This is a genomic window from Pseudomonas sp. YL2, assembly GCF_023063025.1.
GTDB classification, from domain to species: Bacteria; Pseudomonadota; Gammaproteobacteria; order Pseudomonadales; family Pseudomonadaceae; genus Aquipseudomonas; species Aquipseudomonas putida_A.
Window position 1 is genome coordinate 118,535 of the sequence record NZ_JAJSLU010000002.1, and the last position, 21,226, is coordinate 139,760.

Here is a 21,226-nt window from a genome sequence, read left to right on the forward strand (position 1 = left end):
TGGTCGATGTCATGCAGCGTGGAGGTACACTAGTTTTATATAAAAAAACTTAATTGAGCCAGCTCCCCCCCACACTCAGCTCCTACAGTGGTTTTGGGGGATCAGTTCTGGATCATCTCGCGGACTTTGGCGGTCAGCAGATCGAAAGTGAACGGCTTGGTGATCATCTGCATGCCCGGGTCGAGGAAACCACCGCGCACTGCCGCGTGCTCGGCATATCCAGTGATGAACAGCACCTTCAGCCCCGGCCGATACTGCCGGCCGATCTCCGCCAGTTGCCGGCCGTTCATGCCTGGCAGGCCGACGTCACTGATCAGCAGGTCGATGCGCTGCGTCGAGTTGAGGATCGGCACGGCGCCGTCGGCATCGCCGGCTTCGACAAACGCATAACCCAACTCACTGAGTACCGCACTGACCAGCACGCGCACGGCGGGGTCGTCCTCGACGATCAACACGGTTTCGCCATCCATTGCTTCCGGGGCCTGCTGAACATCGGACACCGGATGCTCCAGCTCTTCGCCGCGAAAGCGCGGCAGGTACAGTTTGACCGTGGTGCCCTGATCGATTTCGCTGTCGATCGAGACGTGACCACGGGACTGCTTGCTGAAGCCGTAAATCATCGACAGACCCAGCCCGGTGCCCTGGCCGATCGGCTTGGTGGTGAAGAACGGATCGAACGCGCGGCTGACCACGCTCTGCGCCATGCCACTGCCGTTATCGGTGACGCTGAGCATCACGTAGTCGCCGGGTTCGAGATTCGGGTAGGCCTCGGTGAATTCCGGCTTAAGCACCTGATTGCTGGTTTCGACCACCAGTTTGCCGCCCTCGGGCATTGCATCGCGGGCGTTGAGTACCAGGTTGAGCAGGGCGCTTTCCAGTTGATTGGGATCCGCTTCGGCGATCCACAACTGGTCGTTGAGGCGCATCTCCAGCTGGATACTTTCGTTGAGGCTGCGCTGCAGCAGCTCGCCCATCGACAGCACCAGTGTGTTCATCTGCACGGCTTTGGAGTCCAGCGATTGCCGGCGGGAAAACGCCAGCAAACGGTGGGTCAGGCCGGCTGCGCGGTTGGCTGAAGTGACACCGAGATCGATCAGGCTGTCGAGGTCATCAAGGCGTCCGCGAGCCAGCCGCCGGCGCAGCAGTTCAAGGCTGCCGATAATCCCGGTGAGCATGTTGTTGAAGTCGTGAGCGATGCCGCCGGTCAACTGACCGACCGCTTCCATTTTCTGTGACTGGCGCAGGGCTTCTTCGTTGTGGCGCAGTTGCGCGGTGCGTTCCTCGACCTGTTGCTCAAGGGTTTCCAGGGTCGATTGCAGTCGGCGTTCGCTTTCACTCAAATCGATCAGGCGGTCGCGGGCTTCGTACTGTCGTCGTCGCCCGCGCAGGGCGGTGGAGACCAGACTGACCAGGGTCGCCGGATGAAACGGGCGCTCAAGGAACGTGACGTTGCCCAGCAGTTTGCTCAGGCGCGAGGAGGGGCCCGGTTCCGGGCCGCCATGGTGGGTCAGCAAGACGATCGGCAGATCCGACCAGGCCGGTTGCTGTTCCAGAAAGTGCAGGAGCGTTTCCAGCTCGGGGCCGCGCAGGGCTTCGGTGGCGATCAACAAGAGTCCGGCGCCAGGCTCCAGTTCTGCGCACAGTGCACCCAGATCCGGGGTGATGACGCCGCCATAACCGGCCTCATTGAGGATCATCAGCGCCACTTGGCTGTCCCGACCCATGGGCGCCAGAATCAGCGCCCGTTCCGGCAGTGATACGGAGGCTGTCACAAGGTTTCTTCCCGCAACAGCGGATTGCTCGCGCCGAGGTAAGTCGGCACGCCACGCAGCACGCCCTGGAACGCTTCCAGCGGTTCGCCGATGGTCATGCCCTGGCCGGAAATGCGGTATTCACGGATGGTAGATTCGTGGCTGCCGGTGCGTTTCTTGATGATGGAAATGGCTCGGCGAACCTTGCCGATGGCTTCGAAGTAGCGCAGCAGGATCACCGTGTCGGCCAGGTAAGTGATGTCGACCGGCGCCTGCATGTCGCCGACCAGGCCATGCTGGGCAACCGTCATGAAAGTCGCCGCACCTTTTCGGTTCAGATACAGCAGCAGCTCATGCATGTGCAGCACCAGCGCGTTTTCTTCCGGCATCGCGGCCTGATAGCCGTTGATGCTGTCGATTACCACGGTCTTGATATTGCCTTCGTCTACGCAGCGACGCACCCGATGCGAGAACTCGCCGGGGGACAGCTCGGCGGCATCCACTTGATCGATCAGCAGGCTGCCGGTGGCTTGCAAGGCCTTGAGGTCGATGCCGATGTTTTTCATGCGTTCGAACAGCAAGCCCAGTTCTTCATCAAAGATGAACAGCGCCGCTTTTTCGCCGCGTGCTACGGCAGCGGCGGCGAAGATCATCGAAATCAGCGATTTGCCGGTACCGGCCGGGCCGAGAATCAGCGTGCTGGAACCGGTCTCGATGCCGCCGCCGAGCAGGGCGTCCATTTCCTTGATGCCGCTGCTCAATTGCAGGCGCGGGTAGTCGCTGCGGTGTTCGGCGGCGACCAGTCGTGGGAACACATGGACGCCGTCGCCCATGATGGTGAAGTCGTGGTAACCGCCACGGTATTTCTGGCCGCGATATTTGACGATGCGCACGCGGCGGCGCTCGGCACCGTAATTGGGCGTCAGTTCTTCGAGGCGGATCACCCCGTGGGCGACGCTGTGCACGGTCTTGTCGAGAGACTCGGTGGTCAGGTCGTCAAGCAGCAGGACGGTGGCGTCGTAACGCACGAAGTAATGTTTGATCGCCAGAATCTGCCGGCGGTAGCGCAGCGAACTCTGCGCCAGCAGGCGGATCTCCGACAGGCTGTCGAGCACCACGCGGGTGGGCTTGAAGCGCTCGACCACTTCGAAAATCTGCTTGGTGGCTTCGCCCAGCTCAAGGTCGGAGGAGTACAGCAGGCTTTGCTGATGCTCGGCGTTGAGCAGGCTCTCGGGCGGCGTCAGCTCGAAGATTTCAATGTTCTCGTTCAGCTCCCAGCCGTGGGAGGCCGCGCCTTGACGCAATTCACGCTCGGTTTCCGACAGCGTGATGTACAGACAGCGTTCGCCGGCACGGGCGCCCGCCATCAGGAAATGCAACGCGACGGTGGTTTTGCCTGTACCGGGTTCACCTTCGAGCAAAAACACATGCCCTCGGGACAGACCACCGGCGAGGATGTCATCCAGGCCAATGATGCCGGTGGCGGCTTTTGCACTGATCAACTCGTTGGACGTAGACAAAGAATGCCCTCTCATGACTAGGGGAATCGAGGCAGCAGGCTGTATCAGCCGTTGTGCTCTACCTGATTACTTGACCGCTGCCAGTCATGACGGTTCCGATGTTTCGATATCAAAATGTCATTGAATCAGCGGGTAAAGGCTCAGAGTCCCTGCTGTAACGCCGGGTCATCAGGGTTCATCTGCTCCAGTTGCGCGAGCAGAATCTGCACGTTCTGCAACTGGCCGCTTTCCTTCCAGTAATTGATCAGCAGCACTCGCGCCTTGCGGTCGGCTGGGTGACGCTGGACGACTTCCTGCAACTGCTTTTGCGCCGCTTCCAGCTCTTCGGCAGCGTGCAGGGTGGTGGCGAGGTCGTAGCGGTAATCCTTGTTGTCAGGCTCAAGTTCCACCGCTTTGGACAAGCCGAGCAGGGCGAATTCACGCTGGCCGTGGTGCAACAGCCACAGTCCGAGCGCGTGTTGCAGGTAGGCGGAATCCGGTTGCGCCTGCAACTGTTTGGCGAGCAACTGGCGGGCGGCGTCGCTCTGACCCTGGCGGTCGAGGACATCGATCTGCATCACCAGTGCCGGCAGGTTGCCCGGTTCCAGCCGCAGGGTGTTGTCCAGCGCTTGTTGGGCCTGTTTGAGTTCGGCGTTGTGCAGATACAGGCGTGCCAGTTGCGCATAGGTGGCGGCGCTTTCCGGCTGTCCCTTGAGCGCTTGTTCCCAGCCATCGATCGCCTGCTGCAGCGGGGCGAAATACAGCCCCAGTTCATCCGGCGTCAGACCGAGCAGGGCGTTGATCGCGGCGAACCGTACGTTTTGGTCCTCATCGTCGAGCATCGGCCCGAGCAGCAGACTGCGTTGCCCGCCGGGCACCAGTCCGACCACACTTTGAATCGCTGCCAGCCGTACTTCGGGGGCTTCGTTCTGCAGATGGGCGTCGGCCAGTTTCAGCGCTTGCGGGCTCGGATAGTTGGGCAGCTCGGCCAGCAGCCAGACACTGCGTTTGACCGACAGGTCCGGGCGACCCAATTGCTGATACAACTGCCGCGCGGCTCCCGGCTGACCGGAACGGGCGGCCGTCAGGGCTTCGCTGTAGCCGCGCTTGATCGCTTCCGGCACCACCGGGGCGGTGGAGCGCAGGGATAACCAGGCGATGACGACTAGCAGCACAAGGCCAAGGCTGATAAGCAGGTAGCGGCGGGACTGAGGCATGCAGATTTCCGTGAACTGGCGTTCTATAGCAGAACGGCAAGCTTCGACCAGCGAGGGCCGTGAGTCAAACCCCGTGCATGCGAATCGCCCTACAACATCTGTCGATTCAGTTACCCATCAGGCATTCGATGCAGAGTCTACGCTTGCAGGAGTCGCTTCGATGAGAGCCCCCATGCAAGCCCTGCGCAATTATTTCCAGGTCGTGATCCATCCCGGTCAGGCTGTCCTGCTGTTTGCCCTGCGCACCATTGCCGCCGGGCTGTTGACGCTGTATCTGGCGTTTTTGTTCGATCTCGACCAACCCAAGTGGTCGATCATGGCCGTCGTGATTGTCAGCCAGCCGTTGGCCGGCATGGCGCTGGCGCGTAGTTTCGGTCAAGTGATTGGCACAACGCTGGGTGCTGCGGTGGCGGTGTTGATCATGGCGATATTCCCGCAGGCGCCGCTTCCGTTCATCACAACGCTGGCACTGTGGCTGGCGCTCTGCACCGCGGGCGGCACGTTGCTGCGCTATACCAGTTCTCAGGCGTTTGTGCTCAGTGGTTATACCGCCGTGGTGGTGGCATTGCTGGCCATTCCCGATCAGGATGGCACCTTTCTGCTGGCTGTCACCCGCGTTACCGAAACCTTGCTGGCCGTAGCGTGCGTCTGCGTGGTCAGCCTGCTCACTGCGCGTCCGGAAGCAGTTGCCAAAGGTTACTTCGCCAAGGTCGATCAGGTGATCAAACTGGCTGCCAGTCACTCCGCTGCGGTGATTCGAACAGAAGAAAGTGATGCCGACTTTCAGCGCCGTCAGATGCAGTTGCTCGGTGAAATCAGCGCGCTCGAAGGGTTGCGCCGCCATCTGTATTTCGATGCCCCACGGTTGCGCGGTGCCGACAATCTGGTGCTGCTGTTGGGTAATCAACTGATGTTGCTGACCTCGCGTTTGACTGCATTACGTCATCAGCGCGAATTGCTCACCGAACGATGGGAGGGCGATCTTCCTCTGGACGTACAGCGCTTGCGTGCAGAAGAGCTCGCACTTCTCGACCAGTTGGCGCAGTTGGGCCGAGCGCTGCCCGCCGAGCGGCGGCATCAATTCATCACGCTGCAGCAGCAGTTTGAAGCCTTGGCGTATGAGGCCGAACAACTGACCGAAGACATGAGCGCTATCCTGCGCTCGCTGGCGTGGGCGTTACGCTGGGAGCAGGCGCGGCTGTTGCAGCAACTGGAGCAGATTCTGGAGTTGAGTGATGCCATTCAGGAAGGGCGCGAAGCCAGTTGTCTGTATCGCGGTCAGGCCAGCCCGCTGCATCTTGATTTCACACTGGCTTCAATGAACGCCATCCGCGCCTTTACCGCATTACTGGTAGCCGGGTTGATCTGGATCGAAACCGCCTGGGATGGCGCGCGGGGCGGGATGATTCTGGTGGGGATTCTCTGTTCGCTGATGGCGACATTCCCGCGGCCACTGATGGCCGCGCAGAGTTACGCGCGTGGGTTGGGACTGGCACTGGTGGTCTCGGCGTTCTATCAATTCATGCTGGTGCCGACCATCAGTGATTTCGAGCCATTGGCGTTGATGCTGGCACCGCTGCTGTACGTGATCGCTGTCGGTTTGGCGAGCCCGACGACCGCGGGCATTGGTATGGGCCTGGGGTTGTCGAGTTTCCTCCTGCTCGGCCCACAGAATGTCGGCACCGGGCAGAACACTGCAATTCAATGGTTCGAATTCGCCGGCGCCTATGTCAGCGCGGCGATGCTCGCTTTGATGGTCTACGCATGGATTTTCCCGTTCCGTCCGGCATTGCGTCTCCGCCGCTTTTATAACGAGGCGCGTGAGCAGGTTTATGAACTGACCAAAAAACCGGCCACCGATGAACAGCAATTCGCTTTCGAAAGCCGTATGGTCGACCGACTGACCAGCATGCTTGGCTTGCTGCCGGCCGTGAGCGAGCGCGCCATGCAGCAGCTCTATGAAATCAGTCTGGCGTGCGTCGCATTGGGCGTAGCAATGCATCAACTCCGGCAGCAGGCACAGAACAATGCACTGCTGACGGACGCGTTCAGCCAGCAATTGGCTTCGGCGCTGCGCAAGACCGGCCGTTTTGTGGCCGGGCGCCAGGACGTGCAATTGCAAGCGTTGTTGACCTCGCTCCAGCTATTGGGTGATGAGCTGGACGAGTTGCACGTCGCCAGCCACGAACATTTGTGGTCGGTGTTTCGCATGCGCGTGGCGCTGTTGATCGTCGTGTCTTTCCTGAAACGCCACGGCGAATACCTGCAACGTAAAGTCTCGGAAGGAGAACCGGCCCTTGCCCATTGATTTCGAAATGGGTGGCGTTTATCTGCCACCCATTGCCCAGGCCCTATTGCTGGCGATACCGATATTTATGCTCCTGGACTGGTGTTTGCGACGTCTGGGTGTGTTGCGACTGGTCTGGCACGAGGCGCTGTTTGAGGGCGCCTTGTATGCATGCGTTTGTGCCTCGCTGATTTTGCTGATGGGAGCCTGATGCCTTGAAAGTGTTACTCGCTCGAACAACGACATTAGCGGTGGTGTTGCTGGCCATCGTGCTTGGCTGGTTTGCCTGGGAGCATTACACCCGTGCGCCTTGGACGCGGGATGCGCGGGTGAGGGCGGATGTGGTGACGCTATCAGCCGATGTTTCCGGGCGTATCGTCAGCCTCGTGGTGCAGGACAACCAGCATGTCGACAAGGGGCAATTGCTCATGGAGATCGATCCGGCGCGCTACAGCCTGGCAGTCGAGCATGCGCGGCGTTCGGTCGAGGTGGCGAAGGCGACGCTGGGGCAATCACAGGCATCCATCGTCGCCAGTGAAGCGCTGCTCAAACAACGCCAGAGCGAAGAGCGGCGCCGGCGTACGCTCAAGCAGGGTTTTGCTATTTCCGGGGAAGAATGGGAGAAGTCCAATACCGATGTGGCGGTGGCTCAGGCTGATCTGTTGCGCAATCAGGCCAATCTCGGGCTGGCCGAGGCCAATGTGCAATTGGCGATTGCTGCACTGACTCAGGCGGAACTGGACTTGCAGCGTACTCGTGTCGAATCGCCGGTCAGCGGTTACGTCACTAATCTGCTGACCCGACAGGGTGATTACGCGGTTGCGGGTGGTGCACTGCTGGCACTGGTCGACAGCGATTCGTTCTACGTCAGCGGTTACTTTGAAGAGACCAAATTGCCGCGAATCGAGGAGGGGGACCGCGTGCGCGTGCAGTTGATGAGCGGAGAAACCTTAGGTGGCACGGTCCAGAGCATCGCCTTTGCCATCGCCGACCGGGAAAACGCCACGGGTGGCCGACTGCTGGCCAATATCAATCCGAGTTACACCTGGGTGAAGCTGGCGCAGCGGGTGCCGGTGCGCATCGGCATTGATGGTGACTATGCCGGCAAGAATCGATTAAGGGCCGGTACGACAGCCACTGTCACTGTACTGGAAGCGCAAAACCATCAGGCGAAAAAAAGCCCCGCGACCGAATGATACGCGGGGCAAAAAAATTGGTTGGTTGCGGCCAACCAAAGGAGCTCTTTAACAACTATTACTTACTGGCGACGGTTTCCGGCTGCCAGCCACCACCCAAGGCCTTGTAGATCGCGACGATGCCGCGATACAGATCAACTTCGGCCTGTGCCTGGCTGTCTTCGGCATTCAGGCGTTCGCGCTGAGCATCGAGCAGCACGAGGAAGTCGGTGGTGCCTTCGCGGTAGCGGATTTCCGCCAGATCGGCAGCCTTGCGGCTCGATTCACTCTGACGAATCAGCGAGATCAGCCGTTGCTGACGCTTGCCGTAATCGCTGAAGGCGTTTTCCGATTCTTCCAGCGCCAGCAACACCTGTTGCTCGTAGGTGGCGAGTGCGCCTTCGGCGTCGGCATCGGCGCCGCGCAGACGCGCGCGCACGCTGCCCAGATCGAACGCCGCCCAGGTGATGCTCGGGCCGAGTGCCCAGGCGTTGGCCGCCGAGGAGCCGATCTGCGAACCACGCCCGGCCGTCCAGCCGAGGAACCCGCTGAGGCTGACCCGTGGAAACAGATCAGCCTTCGCCACACCGATTCGCGCGGTGGCCGAGGCCAGTTTGCGTTCGGCGCCGAGGATGTCCGGCCGGCGTTGCAGCAGTTCACCCGGATCGCCGATCGGCAGGGCCTTGGCAATCGCCGGCAAGTCTTTCGGGCTCAGATCCACGGTCAGTTTGTCGGGACGTTCACCCAGCAGAGTGGCGATGCGGTTTTTCTGCCGAACCTGTTCCGCCTGCAATTGCGGCACGCTGGCTTCGACCGAGGCCAGACGCGCATCGGCACGTTCGACGTCGAGCTGATCGCCCACGCCGGCGTCACGCAGGCTGATGGTGATCTTGCGCGACTCCTGCTGGTTTTCCAGGTTGGCCACGGCGATCTTCTCGCGCAATTGCGCACCGCGCAGTTGACCGTAGGCGTCCACCAGTTCGGCAATCATGGTGACTTGCAGTTGGTACAGATCGGCTTCGGCCGCCTGCTGATCGGCGTCGCTGGCTTCCAGATTGCGCTGGATCCGCCCGAACAGGTCCAGTTCCCAGGCCATGTCCAGGCCCAGATCGTAGCGTTCGCTGTTGACCCGTTTGGTGGTCTGGCCGGGGATTTGCCCCTTGGCCAGATCACTGCTCGCACGGCTGGTGATGGTCGGCATCGCATCGTTGCTGACGTCGTCGCGGATCGCCCGGGCGGCTTTCCAGCGGGCGAACGCCACGCGCAGTTCACGGTTGCCTTGCAGCGATTGCGTCACCAACTGGTTGAGGGTCGGGTCGTCGAATTGCTGCCACCAGATGCCTTCGAATTTCGAACGGTCAAAGTTCTTCTGACCGGCAGCGCCGTCGGTGGCGGTCGTGATGTTGGCCGCCTCCGTGGCCGGGGTCTTGTAGTCGGGGCCGACGGCGCAGGCGCTCAACGCCAGCACCAGCAGACTCGGCAGGAAGACTTTCAGACTCATTATTGCGCCTCCAGTGGCTTTTGAAGAGCTTGCGCCTTGGCCGCTTTGCGGGCTTCGCCACGCTCGACGAAATTACGGATCAACACGTAGAACACTGGCGTCAGCAACAGACCGAAGAAGGTTACCCCGAGCATCCCGGAGAACACCGCCACACCCATCGCGTGACGCATCTCGGCACCGGCACCGCTGGAGAACACCAGTGGCACCACACCCATGATGAACGCGAAGGAGGTCATCAGGATCGGCCGCAGACGCAGACGGCAGGCTTCCAGTACCGCAGCCAGCGGATCGAGACCTTCCAGCTGTTTATCCTTGGCGAATTCGACGATCAGAATCGCGTTCTTGCACGCCAGGCCCACCAGTACGATCAGGCCGATCTGGGTGAAGATGTTGTTGTCGCCGCCGGAGACAATCACCCCGGTGATGGCCGACAGCAGGGTCATCGGTACGATCAGGATCACCGCCAGTGGCAGGCTCCAGCTTTCGTACTGCGCCGCGAGCACCAGGAACGCCAGCAATACGCAGAGCGGGAACACGAACAGCGCGGTGTTACCGGACAGAATCTGCTGGTAGGTCAGGTCGGTCCACTCGTAGGTCATGCCGTTCGGCAATTCATCCTTGAGCAGTTTCTCGATGGCTTTTTCGGCCTGGCCGGAGCTGTAGCCGGGGGCTGCCGCACCGTTGATTTCCGCAGTGATGAAGCCGTTGTAGTGCATCACGCGATCCGGACCCGAGGTGTCGCTGACCTTGATGAAGGTCGCCAGCGGGATCATTTCGCCCTTGTTGTTGCGCACTTTCAGTTGACCGATCTGGTCGGATTCGAGGCGGAACTGTTGCTCAGCCTGAACGTTGACCTGATAGGTGCGTCCGAAACGGTTGAAGTCGTTGGCATACAGCGAACCCAGGTAAATCTGCAGGGTGTCGAAGATGTCGCTGACGGCCACGCCGTGGGTCTTGGCTTTTTCGCGGTCGATGGCGGCATCGACCTGGGGTACGTTCACGGTGTAGCTGGTGAACAGCCCCGCAAGCTCAGGCACGCTGTGGCTCTTGGTGATGATGTTCATCGTCTCTTTGTACAGCTCGTCGTAGCCCAGGTTGCCCCGGTCTTCGATTTGCAGACGGAAACCGCCAATGGTGCCCAGACCTTGTACCGGCGGAGGCGGGAAGATCGCCATGTACGCTTCCTGAATGTTCGCGTACTGACCGTTCAAGGCTCCGGCGATTGCACCGGCGGACATGCTCGGGTCCTTACGTTCGTCGAATGGTTTCAGGGTCACGAACACGATGCCGGCGTTCGGGCTGTTGGTGAAGCCGTTGATCGACAGGCCCGGGAACGCTACGGCGCTTTCCACGCCCGGTTGCTTCAGCGCCAGGTCTGACATGCGCTTGATCACGTCTTCGGTGCGATCCAGGCTCGCGGCGTCCGGCAGTTGCGCGAAGGCTACCAGGTATTGCTTGTCCTGGCCGGGTACGAAACCGGTCGGCGTGCTGGAGAAACCGAAGAACGTCAGCACCATCAGGCCTGCATACAGCAGCAGGGCGATGCCGCTGCCACGGATGACCCGGCGCACAGTACCGACGTAACCGTGACTGGCCTTTTCAAAGAAGCGGTTGAACGGACGGAACAACCAGCCACCAAAGATCTTGTCGAGCACTTTGGAGAAGCGGTCTTTCGGCGCGTCATGACTTTTCAGCAACACAGCGGCCAGCGCTGGCGACAGGGTCAGCGAGTTGAACGCGGAGATCACGGTTGAGATCGCAATGGTCAACGCAAACTGCTTGTAGAACTGCCCGGTGAGGCCGGAGATGAACGCCGCCGGAACAAACACCGCACACAGCACCAGCGCGGTTGCGATGATCGGGCCGGTCACTTCACCCATGGCCTTTTTGGTCGCATCGAACGGGTTGAGCCCCAGTTCAATATTACGCTCGACGTTCTCCACCACCACGATGGCGTCGTCGACCACGATCCCGATCGCCAGTACCAGGCCGAACAGCGACAGGGCGTTGAGCGAGAAGCCGAACAGGTGCATGACCGCAAACGTACCGATCAACGACACCGGCACCGCCACCAACGGAATGATCGAGGCGCGCCAGGTCTGCAGGAACAGGATCACCACCAGCACCACGAGGATCAGTGCTTCGAAGAGGGTGTGAACCACCGCTTCGATCGAGCCGCGCACGAAAATCGTCGGGTCATAGACGATGCTGTAGTCCATGCCTTGCGGGAAGCCTTTCTTCAGCTCTTCCATCTTGCCGCGAACTTCGTTCGAGATATCGATGGCGTTGGAGCCTGGACGCTGGAAGATCGGGATCGCTACAGCGGGCTGGTTGTTCAGCAGCGAACGCAGGGCGTACTGGCTGGAACCCAGCTCGACGCGCGCGATGTCCTTGAGACGAGTGATTTCACCGTTGTCGCCGGAGCGAATGATGATGTTCTCGAACTCTTCTTCAGTGACCAGACGGCCCTGAGTGTTGACCGACAGCTGGAAGCTCTGGGCATTCGGCGCAGGAGGCGCACCGAGCTGACCGGCAGCGACCTGACGGTTCTGTTCACGAATCGCCGTCACCACGTCGGTGGCGGTCAGGTTGCGCGAAGCAGTCTTGTTCGGATCGAGCCAGACCCGCAGCGAGTAGTCGCCCATACCGAACAGCTGCACGTCACCGACGCCGCCCAGACGCGCCAGCTCATCCTTGATGTTGAGGATCGCGTAGTTGGACAGGTAGAGCATGTCGTAACGTTTGTCCGGCGAGGTCAAGTGCACAACCATGGTCAGGTCGGGCGAGGCCTTGTCGACGGTGATACCGATGCGCGTCACTTCTTCGGGAAGTTTCGGCTCGGTCCGGGTCACCCGGTTCTGCACCTGCACCTGCGCGTTGTCCAAGTCGGTGCCCAGGGCGAAGGTGATGGTCAGGGTGATCTTGCCGTCAGCGGTGGACTGCGAGGACATGTACAGCATGTTCTCGACGCCGGTGATGGCTTGCTCCAGCGGAGCGGCCACGGTTTCACCGATGACTTTGGGGTTGGCGCCCGGGAAGTTGGCACGCACCACCACGGTCGGTGGCACGACTTCCGGGTATTCGCTGATCGGCAGCTGGAACAGCGAGATCGCACCGGCGATCAGGATCAACAGCGAGAGCACCGCTGCGAAGATCGGCCGTGAAATGAAGAATTGGGAAAAATTCATCGGAGTTGTCGTCCCTTAACCGCGTGGGGTCGTAGCGGCCAGCTTCACAGCCGTACCCTGTGCACCTTTGGCGGGTGCGACTTTGGGCAGGTTGCTGGCTTCCAGCGCTTGACGTTGTTGAGCCAGAGCGGCAATGGTCTGCTCGCTGGCCATCGGGATCACTTCAGGGGTCACCGGCGAACCCGGACGTACCCGCTGCAGACCCTTGACGATGATCGTGTCGTCCTTGTTCAGACCGGTGCGCACAATGCGCAGGCCTTCGATTTTCGGCCCCAGTTCGACGGCGCGGTAAGCGGTCTTGTTGTCCGCATCCATCACCAGCACGAACTTCTTGCCCAGATCGGTACCGACCGCTTCGTCGTTGATCAGCATGGCGTTGTAGGTGCCGCTGCCGACCAGTTTCAGACGTGCATACAGGCCAGGGGTGTAGGTGCCGTCGCTGTTGTCGAACACCGCACGACCACGGATGGTGCCGGTTTTCGGGTTGACCTGGTTGTCGACGAAGTTCATCTGACCGAGGTGCGGATTGCCGTCCTCGTTGGACAGGCCCATGTACACCGGGGTGGTGGCGCCACGTTGGCCGTTGCGGGCGAGCTGGGTGTATTTGAGGAACACACGCTCGTCGGCGTCGAAGTAGGCGTAGACCTTGTCGGTGGAGACCACGCTAGTCAGCGGGGTGGTGTCGGCAGTCACCAGGTTACCGGCGGTGATCTCGGCACGGCTGACGCGACCGCTGATTGGCGCGGTAACGCGGGTGAAGCTCAAGTTCAGCTTGGCCAGATCCAGTTGCGCCTGCAGGGCGCCAACGGCGGCGCGGGCTTCCTGGGCGGCGCTGGTGCGCGAGTCGGCCAGTTCGGCGGAGATCGCGTTGCTGGCACGCAGACGTTCGCCACGACCGGCCTCGTTTTCACTGCGGGTGGCGGTGGCGCGGGCTTGGGCGACCAGGGCTTCGAGGCGGCGAACCTCAGCCTGGAAAGGACGCGGATCGATCTGGAACAGCAGGTCGCCTTTCTTCACCAGTGCGCCTTCGGTGAAGGCGACGTCGTCGATCTGGCCGGAGACTCGCGGACGGATTTCAACGGTTTCCGGCGCTTCGAGGCGCCCGGTGAATTCGTCCCACTCGTTGACCGGTTGTTCCAGCACCTTGGCCACGCTGACTTTGGCAGCGGGCATAGTGGCGGCAGTCTCCGGAGTCTTGCCGCAGGCGCTCATCACCAGCACGGCCAACATGGCCAAGGGGAAGCGCAAATGTTTGAGTGACTGTTCCATGGAATCATCCGCCAATGTATTGAAGATGGGCGGATGATGCTCGGCGGGGTGTGATGGCACGAATCGAATGAAGCAAAGGTAACTATCATTCGGAATGATATAAGACCGATTCGAGCCCTCTAGCATGCACCTTTCGTTAGGGTGCTATCAATTGGTTTGATGACAAATGTTTGTTGCGGAGCGAGCAAGAATCCGCAAGGGTTGAATCGGCGGGAGTACAAAACGGACTCCCCAAGCCAATAAATGGCCGCACAGGACAGGATCATGTGGCTTGTCCATCTGATCCAGCGTCCCCCTCAACGTCGACACATTCGGCAATCGGTGGACCAGAAACCGACAAATGGACACAGATCGCTGCGTACAAAACACGCACGATCATCAACGAGTAAAACGACTTTTAATGAGTGATTCTACGGCGACTAACAACGGCAACTGGTACGCAGTGATTGCCCTGGCATTGGCCGCGTTTGTGTTCAACACCACCGAGTTTGTCCCGGTCGGCCTGTTGAGTTCGATTGGCAGCAGCTTCGACATGTCGACCGCGCAGGTCGGCCTCATGTTGACCATCTATGCGTGGGTGGTGTCTTTGACGTCGCTGCCGATCATGCTGCTGACGCGCAACGTCGAGCGGCGGAAATTGCTGATTGTGCTGTTCGGGATGTTTATCGCCAGTCACATTCTGTCGAGTCTGGCGACCAGCTTCGGTGTACTGCTGGTGAGCCGGATCGGTGTGGCGTTGTCGCATGCGTTGTTCTGGTCGATCACCGCGTCTCTGGCCGTGCGCCTGGCACCGCCGGGCAAACAGGTTCAGGCCTTGGGCTTGCTGGCAACCGGTACTTCGCTGGCGATGGTGCTGGGGATTCCCCTCGGCCGCTTGCTGGGCGAGGCCATGGGCTGGCGCACCACGTTCATGGTGATTGCAGGCTTTGCCGCGGCGCTGGTGTTCTGCCTGGCGAAGGTACTGCCGCTGCTACCCAGCCAGAACTCAGGCTCGCTCAAGAGCCTGCCGATATTGCTGAAGCGACCTGCGCTGGTGGCCGTCTATGTTCTGACGGCTCTGGTGGTGACGGCACAGTTCACCGCTTACAGCTACATCGAACCGTTCGTACTGACCGTGGCCAACATGAGCGGCGACGTGGTGACGCTGCTGCTGTTGCTATTCGGCGGTGCCGGTATCTTCGGCTCGCTGCTGTTCAGCTACCTGCACAGCTATAATCCCCAGCGCTTTCTGATCATCTGCGTATCGGTGCTCGCCTTGTGCCTGGCTTTGCTGTTGCCGTTGAGCGGCAACGTCTCATACCTCGGCGTGCTGAGTGTGTTCTGGGGCATGGCGATCATGGGCTTCGGGCTGGCGTTACAGTCGAAAGTCCTGGTACTGGCGCCGGACGCCACCGATGTGGCGATGGCGCTGTTTTCCGGGATCTACAACATCGGTATCGGCGGCGGGGCACTGGTGGGCAGTTGGGTCGGCAGCCAGTTTGGTTTTGCTTACATCGGGGTGGTGGGGGGGATGCTGGCGGCGGCAGCGCTGTCGTTTTACTGCCTGTCGATTTATCGCAACAGCCGGGCTGGGGCTTGAGTCGCTGGCTGCCTGGTTAATGCGCAGGCAGCTCGAGACTGTCCGGATCGCCAAAGAACATCTGAATCCGCGACCGCAACCAACGCTCCCCCGGATCGTTATCCTGCGACCCACGCCACGCCATATGCAGTTCGAACGTGCGCGTCGGCAACGGTGGATCCTCCGCCCGCACACCGCCGGCAGCCGTCAGCGCATCCGCGGTGTAGTCCGGCACGGTCGCAACAATGTCAGTGCCGGCGAGCAACGTACTCAAGCCATTGAACTGCGGCACGGCCAGCACCACGTGGCGCTTGCGCCCGAGTTTCTCCAGCTCTTCATCAATAAAGCCACTGAGGTCACCGGCGAACGACACCAGTGCATGCGGACGCGCGCAGTAGTCATCCAGACTAAGCGGGCCGGGCACGGTGTCGGCGCGCAGCAGTTTCGGCTGGCTGCGGCGCAGCACCTTGCGCTTGGCGTTGGCCGGCAGGTCGGTGGTGTAGCTGACGCCGATGGAGATTTCGCCGGAGGCCAGCAGGCCCGGCATCAATATGTAGTTGACTCGGCGCACGACGAGGACGATGCCCGGTGCTTCGGCGCGCAGGCGTTTGAGCAGCATCGGCAGCAGGGCGAATTCGACGTCGTCGGACAGGCCGATGCGAAATACCGAAGTGCTGGTGGCGGGGTCGAATTCCGCCGCGCGGCTGACAGCCGTTGAAATCGAGTCGAGCGCCGGGGAGAGCAGGGCGAAAATTTCCACCGCGCGGGCGGACGGTTCCATGCTGCGTCCGGTGCGCACGAACAACGGGTCATCGAACAGGCTGCGCAGGCGCGAGAGCGCCGCACTGATCGCCGGCTGGCCTAGAAACAGCTTCTCGGCGGCGCGGGTCACGCTGCGTTCGTGCATCAATGTTTCGAATACGATCAACAGGTTCAGGTCGACACGACGCAGGTCATTACGATTCATCTGGAGTCCTGGCAGAGTCATCAAGCTTGACGAGAGCGACCATATGAGAACAATGGCCGGCATGAATATTACGGGGAAAGGCTGGTACTCTGCACCGCTAAATTCAGCTTTACCGGGCCGGTGGCGGCATTTTTTCATCAATTTTGCCAATGCCGTTCATACTGCGGAATCAATGACAGGCATGTCGACTATTAATAGCCACTGATAGTCTTGGGTCAAAAGCCCAGATAGAGTTCAGGGCATTAGAGGTTACTTTGACGAGGTTTGCGATGTCCCGCACGATCCGTTTTCACAAGTTTGGTCCGGCCGAGGTGCTCAAATGCGAAGAGCATGCGGCCGCTCAGCCAGGTCCTGGCGAAGTGCAGGTGCGTGTCGAGGCGATCGGCATCAGCTGGTACGACATTCTCTGGCGTCAGAATCTGGCCTCGTCCCAGGCACGCCTGCCGTCCGGTCTCGGCCATGAAATGGCCGGTGTGGTCACCGCCGTCGGTGACGGTGTGGACGATCTGTCGGTCGGCGACAAGGTAGCCAGTTTCCCGGCCGAAAGCCCGAACGATTACCCGGTGTATGGCGAGCAGATCGTGCTGCCACGTACCGCGCTGACCCGTTATCCGGATGTGCTCAGCCCGGTTGAGGCCAGCGTGCATTACACGCCGTTGTTGATCGCTTACTTCGCCTACGCCGATCTGGCGCGGGTCAAACCAGGGCAGTTTGCCTTGGTCACTGATGCCAGCCATTGCGCCGGTCCGTCCTTTGTCCAGTTGGGCAAGGCCATGGGCGTGCGGGTGATTGCCGCGACGAAAACCGCTGATGAGCGTGAGTACCTGCTGTCGCTGGGTGCCGAGAAAGTCATCGTCACCGAGGAAGAAGACTTGTTGATGCGAATCAACAAGATCACCGACAACCGTGGTGTCGATGTGGTGTTCGACGGTCTGGGCGGCCCGCAGATGTCATTGCTCGGCGATGTCCTCGCACCGCGTGGCAGCCTGGTCCTGTATGGTCTGCAGGGTGGCAACCAGACACCATTTCCGGCCTGTGCGGCGTTCCAGAAAAACATCCAGTTCTTTGTGCACTGCATCGGTAATTTCACCGGTAAACCCGAGTTGGGCATTGTTCAGGATCAAGTCGCCTTGCAACGTGCCCTGCGTGATATCAATCAGTTGACGGCCGACCGTGTGCTGCTGCCGCTCAAGACCCGGGTCTTCCCGTTCAACGAGTTCGTCGAAGCACATCGCTACATGGACGAATGCCCATGCCGCGAACGGGTCGCCCTGCAGGTCGAACCCGCATAACTCCCTCCGAACAGAGTCCGTGGCCCCACGGACTCTTGCGTTTTTACCTCTCGCAAATAATCAGACAGACCAAGCATGGTGCGTGGCCGGTTGTGCATCTGAACCGGTTTTTGTCTGCCATCTGTATCTTCTATTCGCCATATAAGCCCTGATAATTGAATGATTACTTTCATCTCAAGGAATGAGCCATGTCTGTGCATTCTGTTTTTCATTTCGCGTTTAACGTTTCCCCTCATGGGCGATATAGCGGTTTTTGTTTAATGACTGTAGGGCATTTCCTATTGTTGTTCTGCTTTTGTTGTACTCAATGTTCGTGGGACGCTGTAAGAAGTTTCCTCAGATATTTTCTGATCAAAAAAAACTCAATGCTGACAGTGGGTTACGTTGTCTGAGGTGGTGGGATTGCTGACTTCCTTGCGTCAAGTGTTTCAAATAACTTCAAAATCATAAGTGTTAGTATTTGATCGTCTATTACTTATTGATGAATTTATTGCGCCAGCGTCATCGCTGATGCGCGATATGAATTTTTTATGCCGGGTAAAGTACTGATGAGCACGATCCATGATCAGGCAATGAACTATGTCTACCAGCAAGTATTGCAACGCCTGCTGAGTTTCTTTTCCAGAGCCGAGCGCACAGCGCTGCAGTTGCTGATCCAGCGTCTGGTGGTCGCCGCCGGCGGAATGGAGCGCATGGGTGAATACAAGGTCATGGTGACGCCATCCGGTACCCGTGACAGTTGCTACATGCTGGCGCTGCTGCGCGCCGCCCAGTTGAGTATTGCCGGCCGCGCGCCCGCCACGTTCCAGTTACGTGTGGCCACCTTGCGCCGCAGCGAATCGGGGACGGCGGCGCTGAACAACATGCACCGCAGCTTCGCTGCCTTGTTTCTGTATGACGACCCCCGTGTCGAGTTGCTCATGGTGGAACATCGACAAGTGTTGCCGTTCAACCATCTGGCGCCACTCGGAATGGACAGTGCGGACGCCCATCGCACCAATCTGCTGATGATGGGGCATCGACGTGCCATGGGCGAGAAGCTTGAGTGGCGGGACGACGCCTGCCTGGCCTGGGCCGAATTTTACGGCCAGATTGCTCGCTGGAGTAACGGCGTGGATGCCTGGCTGGCCAGCGAATCGCCGCGTCGTCAGAAGCAGTTTGTCGAAGACCTGGACCGGGCCGTGCAGAAGGCCGGTATCGGGGCGCTGACGCCGAATTCCGGGACGTTCGATGAGCTGTTCGCTTTGCTGGACGGATTGGGAGGGGATTTGTATCGCGGTTTTTACTCCGAATCGGAGCGGCAATGCTGGCGTCCCGAGGGTGGCTTCGAGTCATGTCGTCGCACGACATTTGTCGACATTCATGACATGGCGGTCGGCAATCTTGAAGAACGCTGGCCGCTACTGAGCGAGTTTCTGGGGTTCGAGGCAGAGGAATGGGTGTTTCACCAGGGTGAGGGCGAATACGCCGACCCTTTGATCGAGGCCCATTTACGCGGCCTGGAAGCCGAGTTCCTCAGCGATCGCAGCTATGAAGCGGGGTTCTCGGAACATGTCCAGCGCATGCTGGCGAACATGCAGCTGCAGCGGGTGCCGGAACCGGTCTGCGAGCAGATGATCGCAAGATTGGGGCAACGGCAGACCACGGAAGAACTGCGCGAAGCCGCGGCGAGCTGGCTGCACCAGACTTACGGTCTGAACGAAGCACAATGGGTCTGCCTGCTGTTCACGCCGTTCATCGAGCGTGGAGCCGGGCTCGAGCGGTTCCTGCGCAGCTGTCATCCCGGCATGTTGGTGGCGCTGCCTGATTTGCATCGGGCCATGCAGGGGCTGCACGGCCCGGAGCAGGTAATGCAGTGGATGATGGACGTCAGCGGTTTACCGGTTCGGCTCATCGGCCACCTCTACGCCATGGAACCCTTGCCTGCGCACGGTGCGGCCCGGCAAACACTGGAGACCGCACTCGACGCGGCAGGCCTCGATGGCGCCGGCGTGGGTGACCGTTCAGTGGAACGATGAAGTGAGCGAGCGATCCTTGGGCGCACCAACGGTTATGGTGTCCGTCTCATGAAGGCTGTACGGGAATCCGGTTTCGCCTACCAGGCAGTCTATCGATACCTGATGCGCTTGATGGCCGAGTCGGCTTGCGATGGCAATTCAAGGCTGCCATCGTTGCGTCAGTTGGCAGATCGCTTGAACGTGTCGATCTCGACCATTCAATACGCTTACTCGTTGCTCGAAAAGGAAGGGCGGATCTATTCGGTGGCCAAGTCCGGGTATTACGCCAGGGCGGTTTCGGGGGGGACGCCACCTGCCATGAGCAATGATCTGCTCGAAACGCTCTATGTCAACGCGCGGCACCCGGGTATGCGTTTGTTGAATGCTGATGATCCGGTTTCGCTGCAATCACTGGACAGTCCATTGCTGTTGTTGGAGCGTGAGCTGCTGCGCCAGTATCCCCGCCAGCCGCCGTTGCTCGACCAGCCTTGTGGTGAACTGGAATTACGCGCCGTCCTGGCGGCCCGCTATACCACCTCGCCAAAGCAGTGCTGGCACGCCGAGGATGTTTACATCGGCGCGGATATGCGCGGGGTGCTGGAGATCCTGGTGGCCGTTCTGCAGCTCAGGCACACAACCGTTCTGGTCGAGTCGCCCTGTGACTGGGTGATACTGCGGTTGCTGCAGGCGGCTGAGGTGCGTGTAATCGAACTGCCGTTGCAGGCCTGTGGCGGGCTGGAGCTGCAGCGGCTGGAAACACTGCTCAAGACCGAAGACGTGCGGTTGATTCTGCTGTCCTCGGGCCTGTGCATGCCGCGCGGTACACAGGTTCCAGCGGATAACCGCAATGCGATCGCCGGCCTGCTTGGCGAGCACGGCACCTGGGTGCTGGAAAACGACTGCTACGGTGAACTGGGCGAGGCAATGGGCGTCGAGCGTCTGCGTGATCAACTGGACCCTGACCGACTGCTGGTCTTCTCCACGTTCGAGAAATTCATCGGTATCGAAGCGCCTTATGGGTACGTGTTGACGCGCCAATGGAAGCACGAAATGCAGCGGCATTTTCTGATGCGCTCGTTCCGGTTGTCGCCCGTTCGCCAGAAAGCCATTGCCCGGCTGTATGGAAACGGTCGGGTCGATCAGCATCTGCACGTACTTCGCCGGCGCCTAAAGGAACGCCGTACGCCAATGATCGACTTGTTGCGCGAACGTCTGGGCGAAGCGCTGCAGGTTGTCGAGCCACAAGGTGGGGCGACGGTCTGGGTGCGGGCACGGCGGCCGGTGGACATGCGCGATGTGTTTCAGCGCCTGCTCAGGCAACAGGTGTTGATTGCGCCGGGCGAACTGTTCAGCTTGCAGGGATTGCACCGTCGGCATCTGCGCCTGAACCTGCTGGATCACGGCGAGAGCGGCTTGGGCGGAGCACTCGAGAGGTTGGGAGAGGCGCTGCGCTTGGCGCCGCTGGAATGAACGTTGAAATCTGTCGGATAGATCCCGTCGCGCTGCGGTCGAACTGTCAGTAAAC

At 60.1% G+C, this 21,226-nt stretch carries 14 protein-coding genes; 7 read left to right on the forward strand and 7 right to left on the reverse strand.

All coding sequences use genetic code 11. From position 1 onward, the window contains the following. Window positions 1–101 precede the first annotated feature (101 nt). From LVD08_RS03585 to LVD08_RS03595, 3 genes are all read right to left on the reverse strand, one after another. Entirely contained in the window at window positions 102–1,772 is a 1,671-nt protein-coding gene (locus LVD08_RS03585) for an ATP-binding protein (protein WP_247267421.1), read from the reverse strand. After that, entirely contained in the window at window positions 1,769–3,271 is a 1,503-nt protein-coding gene (locus LVD08_RS03590) for an ATPase domain-containing protein (protein WP_247267422.1), read from the reverse strand. The genes LVD08_RS03585 and LVD08_RS03590 overlap by 4 nt, the downstream gene beginning before the upstream one ends. A gap of 140 nt (window positions 3,272–3,411) precedes the next feature. Continuing rightward, the gene (locus tag LVD08_RS03595; protein ID WP_027612750.1) at window positions 3,412–4,467 is read right to left on the reverse strand and encodes a tetratricopeptide repeat protein; all 1,056 of its coding nucleotides are present in this window, start codon (window positions 4,465–4,467) and stop codon (window positions 3,412–3,414) included. 160 nt (window positions 4,468–4,627) lie between these two features. Between LVD08_RS03595 and LVD08_RS03600 the strand changes: the two genes are divergently transcribed. The 3 genes from LVD08_RS03600 to LVD08_RS03610 are packed head-to-tail and all read left to right on the forward strand — an operon-like array spanning window position 4,628 to window position 7,950. Next, window positions 4,628–6,775, forward strand: a complete 2,148-nt coding sequence (locus LVD08_RS03600) for an FUSC family protein (protein WP_247267423.1) — start codon at window positions 4,628–4,630, stop codon at window positions 6,773–6,775. Further along, window positions 6,765–6,965, forward strand: a complete 201-nt coding sequence (locus LVD08_RS03605) for a DUF1656 domain-containing protein (RefSeq protein WP_027612752.1) — start codon at window positions 6,765–6,767, stop codon at window positions 6,963–6,965. The genes LVD08_RS03600 and LVD08_RS03605 overlap by 11 nt, the downstream gene beginning before the upstream one ends. 4 nt (window positions 6,966–6,969) lie before the next feature. Next, window positions 6,970–7,950, forward strand: coding sequence for an HlyD family efflux transporter periplasmic adaptor subunit (locus LVD08_RS03610; protein WP_247267424.1), 981 nt, complete (start codon window positions 6,970–6,972; stop codon window positions 7,948–7,950). A gap of 58 nt (window positions 7,951–8,008) precedes the next feature. Here the strand turns inward: LVD08_RS03610 and LVD08_RS03615 are convergent, their stop codons facing one another. Genes LVD08_RS03615 through mexE form a run of 3 tightly spaced genes read right to left on the reverse strand, consistent with a single transcriptional unit; the run spans window position 8,009 to window position 13,887 of the window. Beyond that, window positions 8,009–9,430 (reverse strand): efflux transporter outer membrane subunit, encoded by a 1,422-nt coding sequence (locus tag LVD08_RS03615; RefSeq protein WP_247267425.1) that lies wholly within the window; start codon window positions 9,428–9,430, stop codon window positions 8,009–8,011. Further along, entirely contained in the window at window positions 9,430–12,618 is a 3,189-nt protein-coding gene (locus tag LVD08_RS03620) for an efflux RND transporter permease subunit (protein ID WP_247267426.1), read from the reverse strand. Before LVD08_RS03620 ends, LVD08_RS03615 begins: the two co-directional genes overlap by 1 nt. Before the next feature lie 15 nt (window positions 12,619–12,633). Then, window positions 12,634–13,887, reverse strand: coding sequence for a multidrug efflux RND transporter periplasmic adaptor subunit MexE (mexE, locus tag LVD08_RS03625; RefSeq protein ID WP_247267427.1), 1,254 nt, complete (start codon window positions 13,885–13,887; stop codon window positions 12,634–12,636). A 400-nt stretch (window positions 13,888–14,287) separates the two neighbouring features. On the opposite strand from mexE, the gene LVD08_RS03630 reads away from it, so the two are divergent. Next, complete coding sequence (locus LVD08_RS03630) at window positions 14,288–15,466, forward strand: sugar transporter (protein ID WP_139053923.1); 1,179 nt, start codon at window positions 14,288–14,290, stop codon at window positions 15,464–15,466. A 16-nt stretch (window positions 15,467–15,482) separates the two neighbouring features. Here LVD08_RS03630 and LVD08_RS03635 read toward each other — a convergent pair whose 3' ends face one another. Further along, the gene (locus tag LVD08_RS03635; protein WP_007963542.1) at window positions 15,483–16,412 is read right to left on the reverse strand and encodes a LysR family transcriptional regulator; all 930 of its coding nucleotides are present in this window, start codon (window positions 16,410–16,412) and stop codon (window positions 15,483–15,485) included. Window positions 16,413–16,681: 269 nt separating this feature from the next. On the opposite strand from LVD08_RS03635, the gene LVD08_RS03640 reads away from it, so the two are divergent. The 3 genes from LVD08_RS03640 to LVD08_RS03650 all read left to right on the forward strand — a co-directional run bounded on the left by LVD08_RS03640 (window position 16,682) and on the right by LVD08_RS03650 (window position 21,171). Further along, window positions 16,682–17,704, forward strand: coding sequence for a zinc-dependent alcohol dehydrogenase family protein (locus LVD08_RS03640; RefSeq protein ID WP_027612770.1), 1,023 nt, complete (start codon window positions 16,682–16,684; stop codon window positions 17,702–17,704). A gap of 548 nt (window positions 17,705–18,252) precedes the next feature. Continuing rightward, window positions 18,253–19,722: a hypothetical protein gene (locus tag LVD08_RS03645; RefSeq protein ID WP_247267428.1), complete on the forward strand. Its 1,470-nt coding sequence runs from the start codon at window positions 18,253–18,255 to the stop codon at window positions 19,720–19,722. A gap of 48 nt (window positions 19,723–19,770) precedes the next feature. After that, window positions 19,771–21,171, forward strand: coding sequence for an aminotransferase-like domain-containing protein (locus LVD08_RS03650; protein WP_247267429.1), 1,401 nt, complete (start codon window positions 19,771–19,773; stop codon window positions 21,169–21,171). Window positions 21,172–21,226 lie beyond the last annotated feature (55 nt).

Excerpts from the sequence above, each read along its gene's own strand:
- LVD08_RS03640 (WP_027612770.1), top strand. The coding sequence starts at position 16,682 with ATGTCCCGCACGATCCGTTTTCACAAGTTTGGTCCGGCCGAGGTGCTC.
- LVD08_RS03595 (WP_027612750.1), bottom strand. The coding sequence starts at position 4,467 with ATGCCTCAGTCCCGCCGCTACCTGCTTATCAGCCTTGGCCTTGTGCTG.
- LVD08_RS03635 (WP_007963542.1), bottom strand. The coding sequence starts at position 16,412 with ATGAATCGTAATGACCTGCGTCGTGTCGACCTGAACCTGTTGATCGTA.
- LVD08_RS03615 (WP_247267425.1), bottom strand. The coding sequence starts at position 9,430 with ATGAGTCTGAAAGTCTTCCTGCCGAGTCTGCTGGTGCTGGCGTTGAGC.
- LVD08_RS03630 (WP_139053923.1), top strand. The coding sequence starts at position 14,288 with ATGAGTGATTCTACGGCGACTAACAACGGCAACTGGTACGCAGTGATT.
- LVD08_RS03600 (WP_247267423.1), top strand. The coding sequence starts at position 4,628 with ATGAGAGCCCCCATGCAAGCCCTGCGCAATTATTTCCAGGTCGTGATC.
- mexE (WP_247267427.1), bottom strand. The coding sequence starts at position 13,887 with ATGGAACAGTCACTCAAACATTTGCGCTTCCCCTTGGCCATGTTGGCC.
- LVD08_RS03650 (WP_247267429.1), top strand. The coding sequence starts at position 19,771 with ATGAAGGCTGTACGGGAATCCGGTTTCGCCTACCAGGCAGTCTATCGA.
- LVD08_RS03620 (WP_247267426.1), bottom strand. The coding sequence starts at position 12,618 with ATGAATTTTTCCCAATTCTTCATTTCACGGCCGATCTTCGCAGCGGTG.
- LVD08_RS03645 (WP_247267428.1), top strand. The coding sequence starts at position 18,253 with ATGAGCACGATCCATGATCAGGCAATGAACTATGTCTACCAGCAAGTA.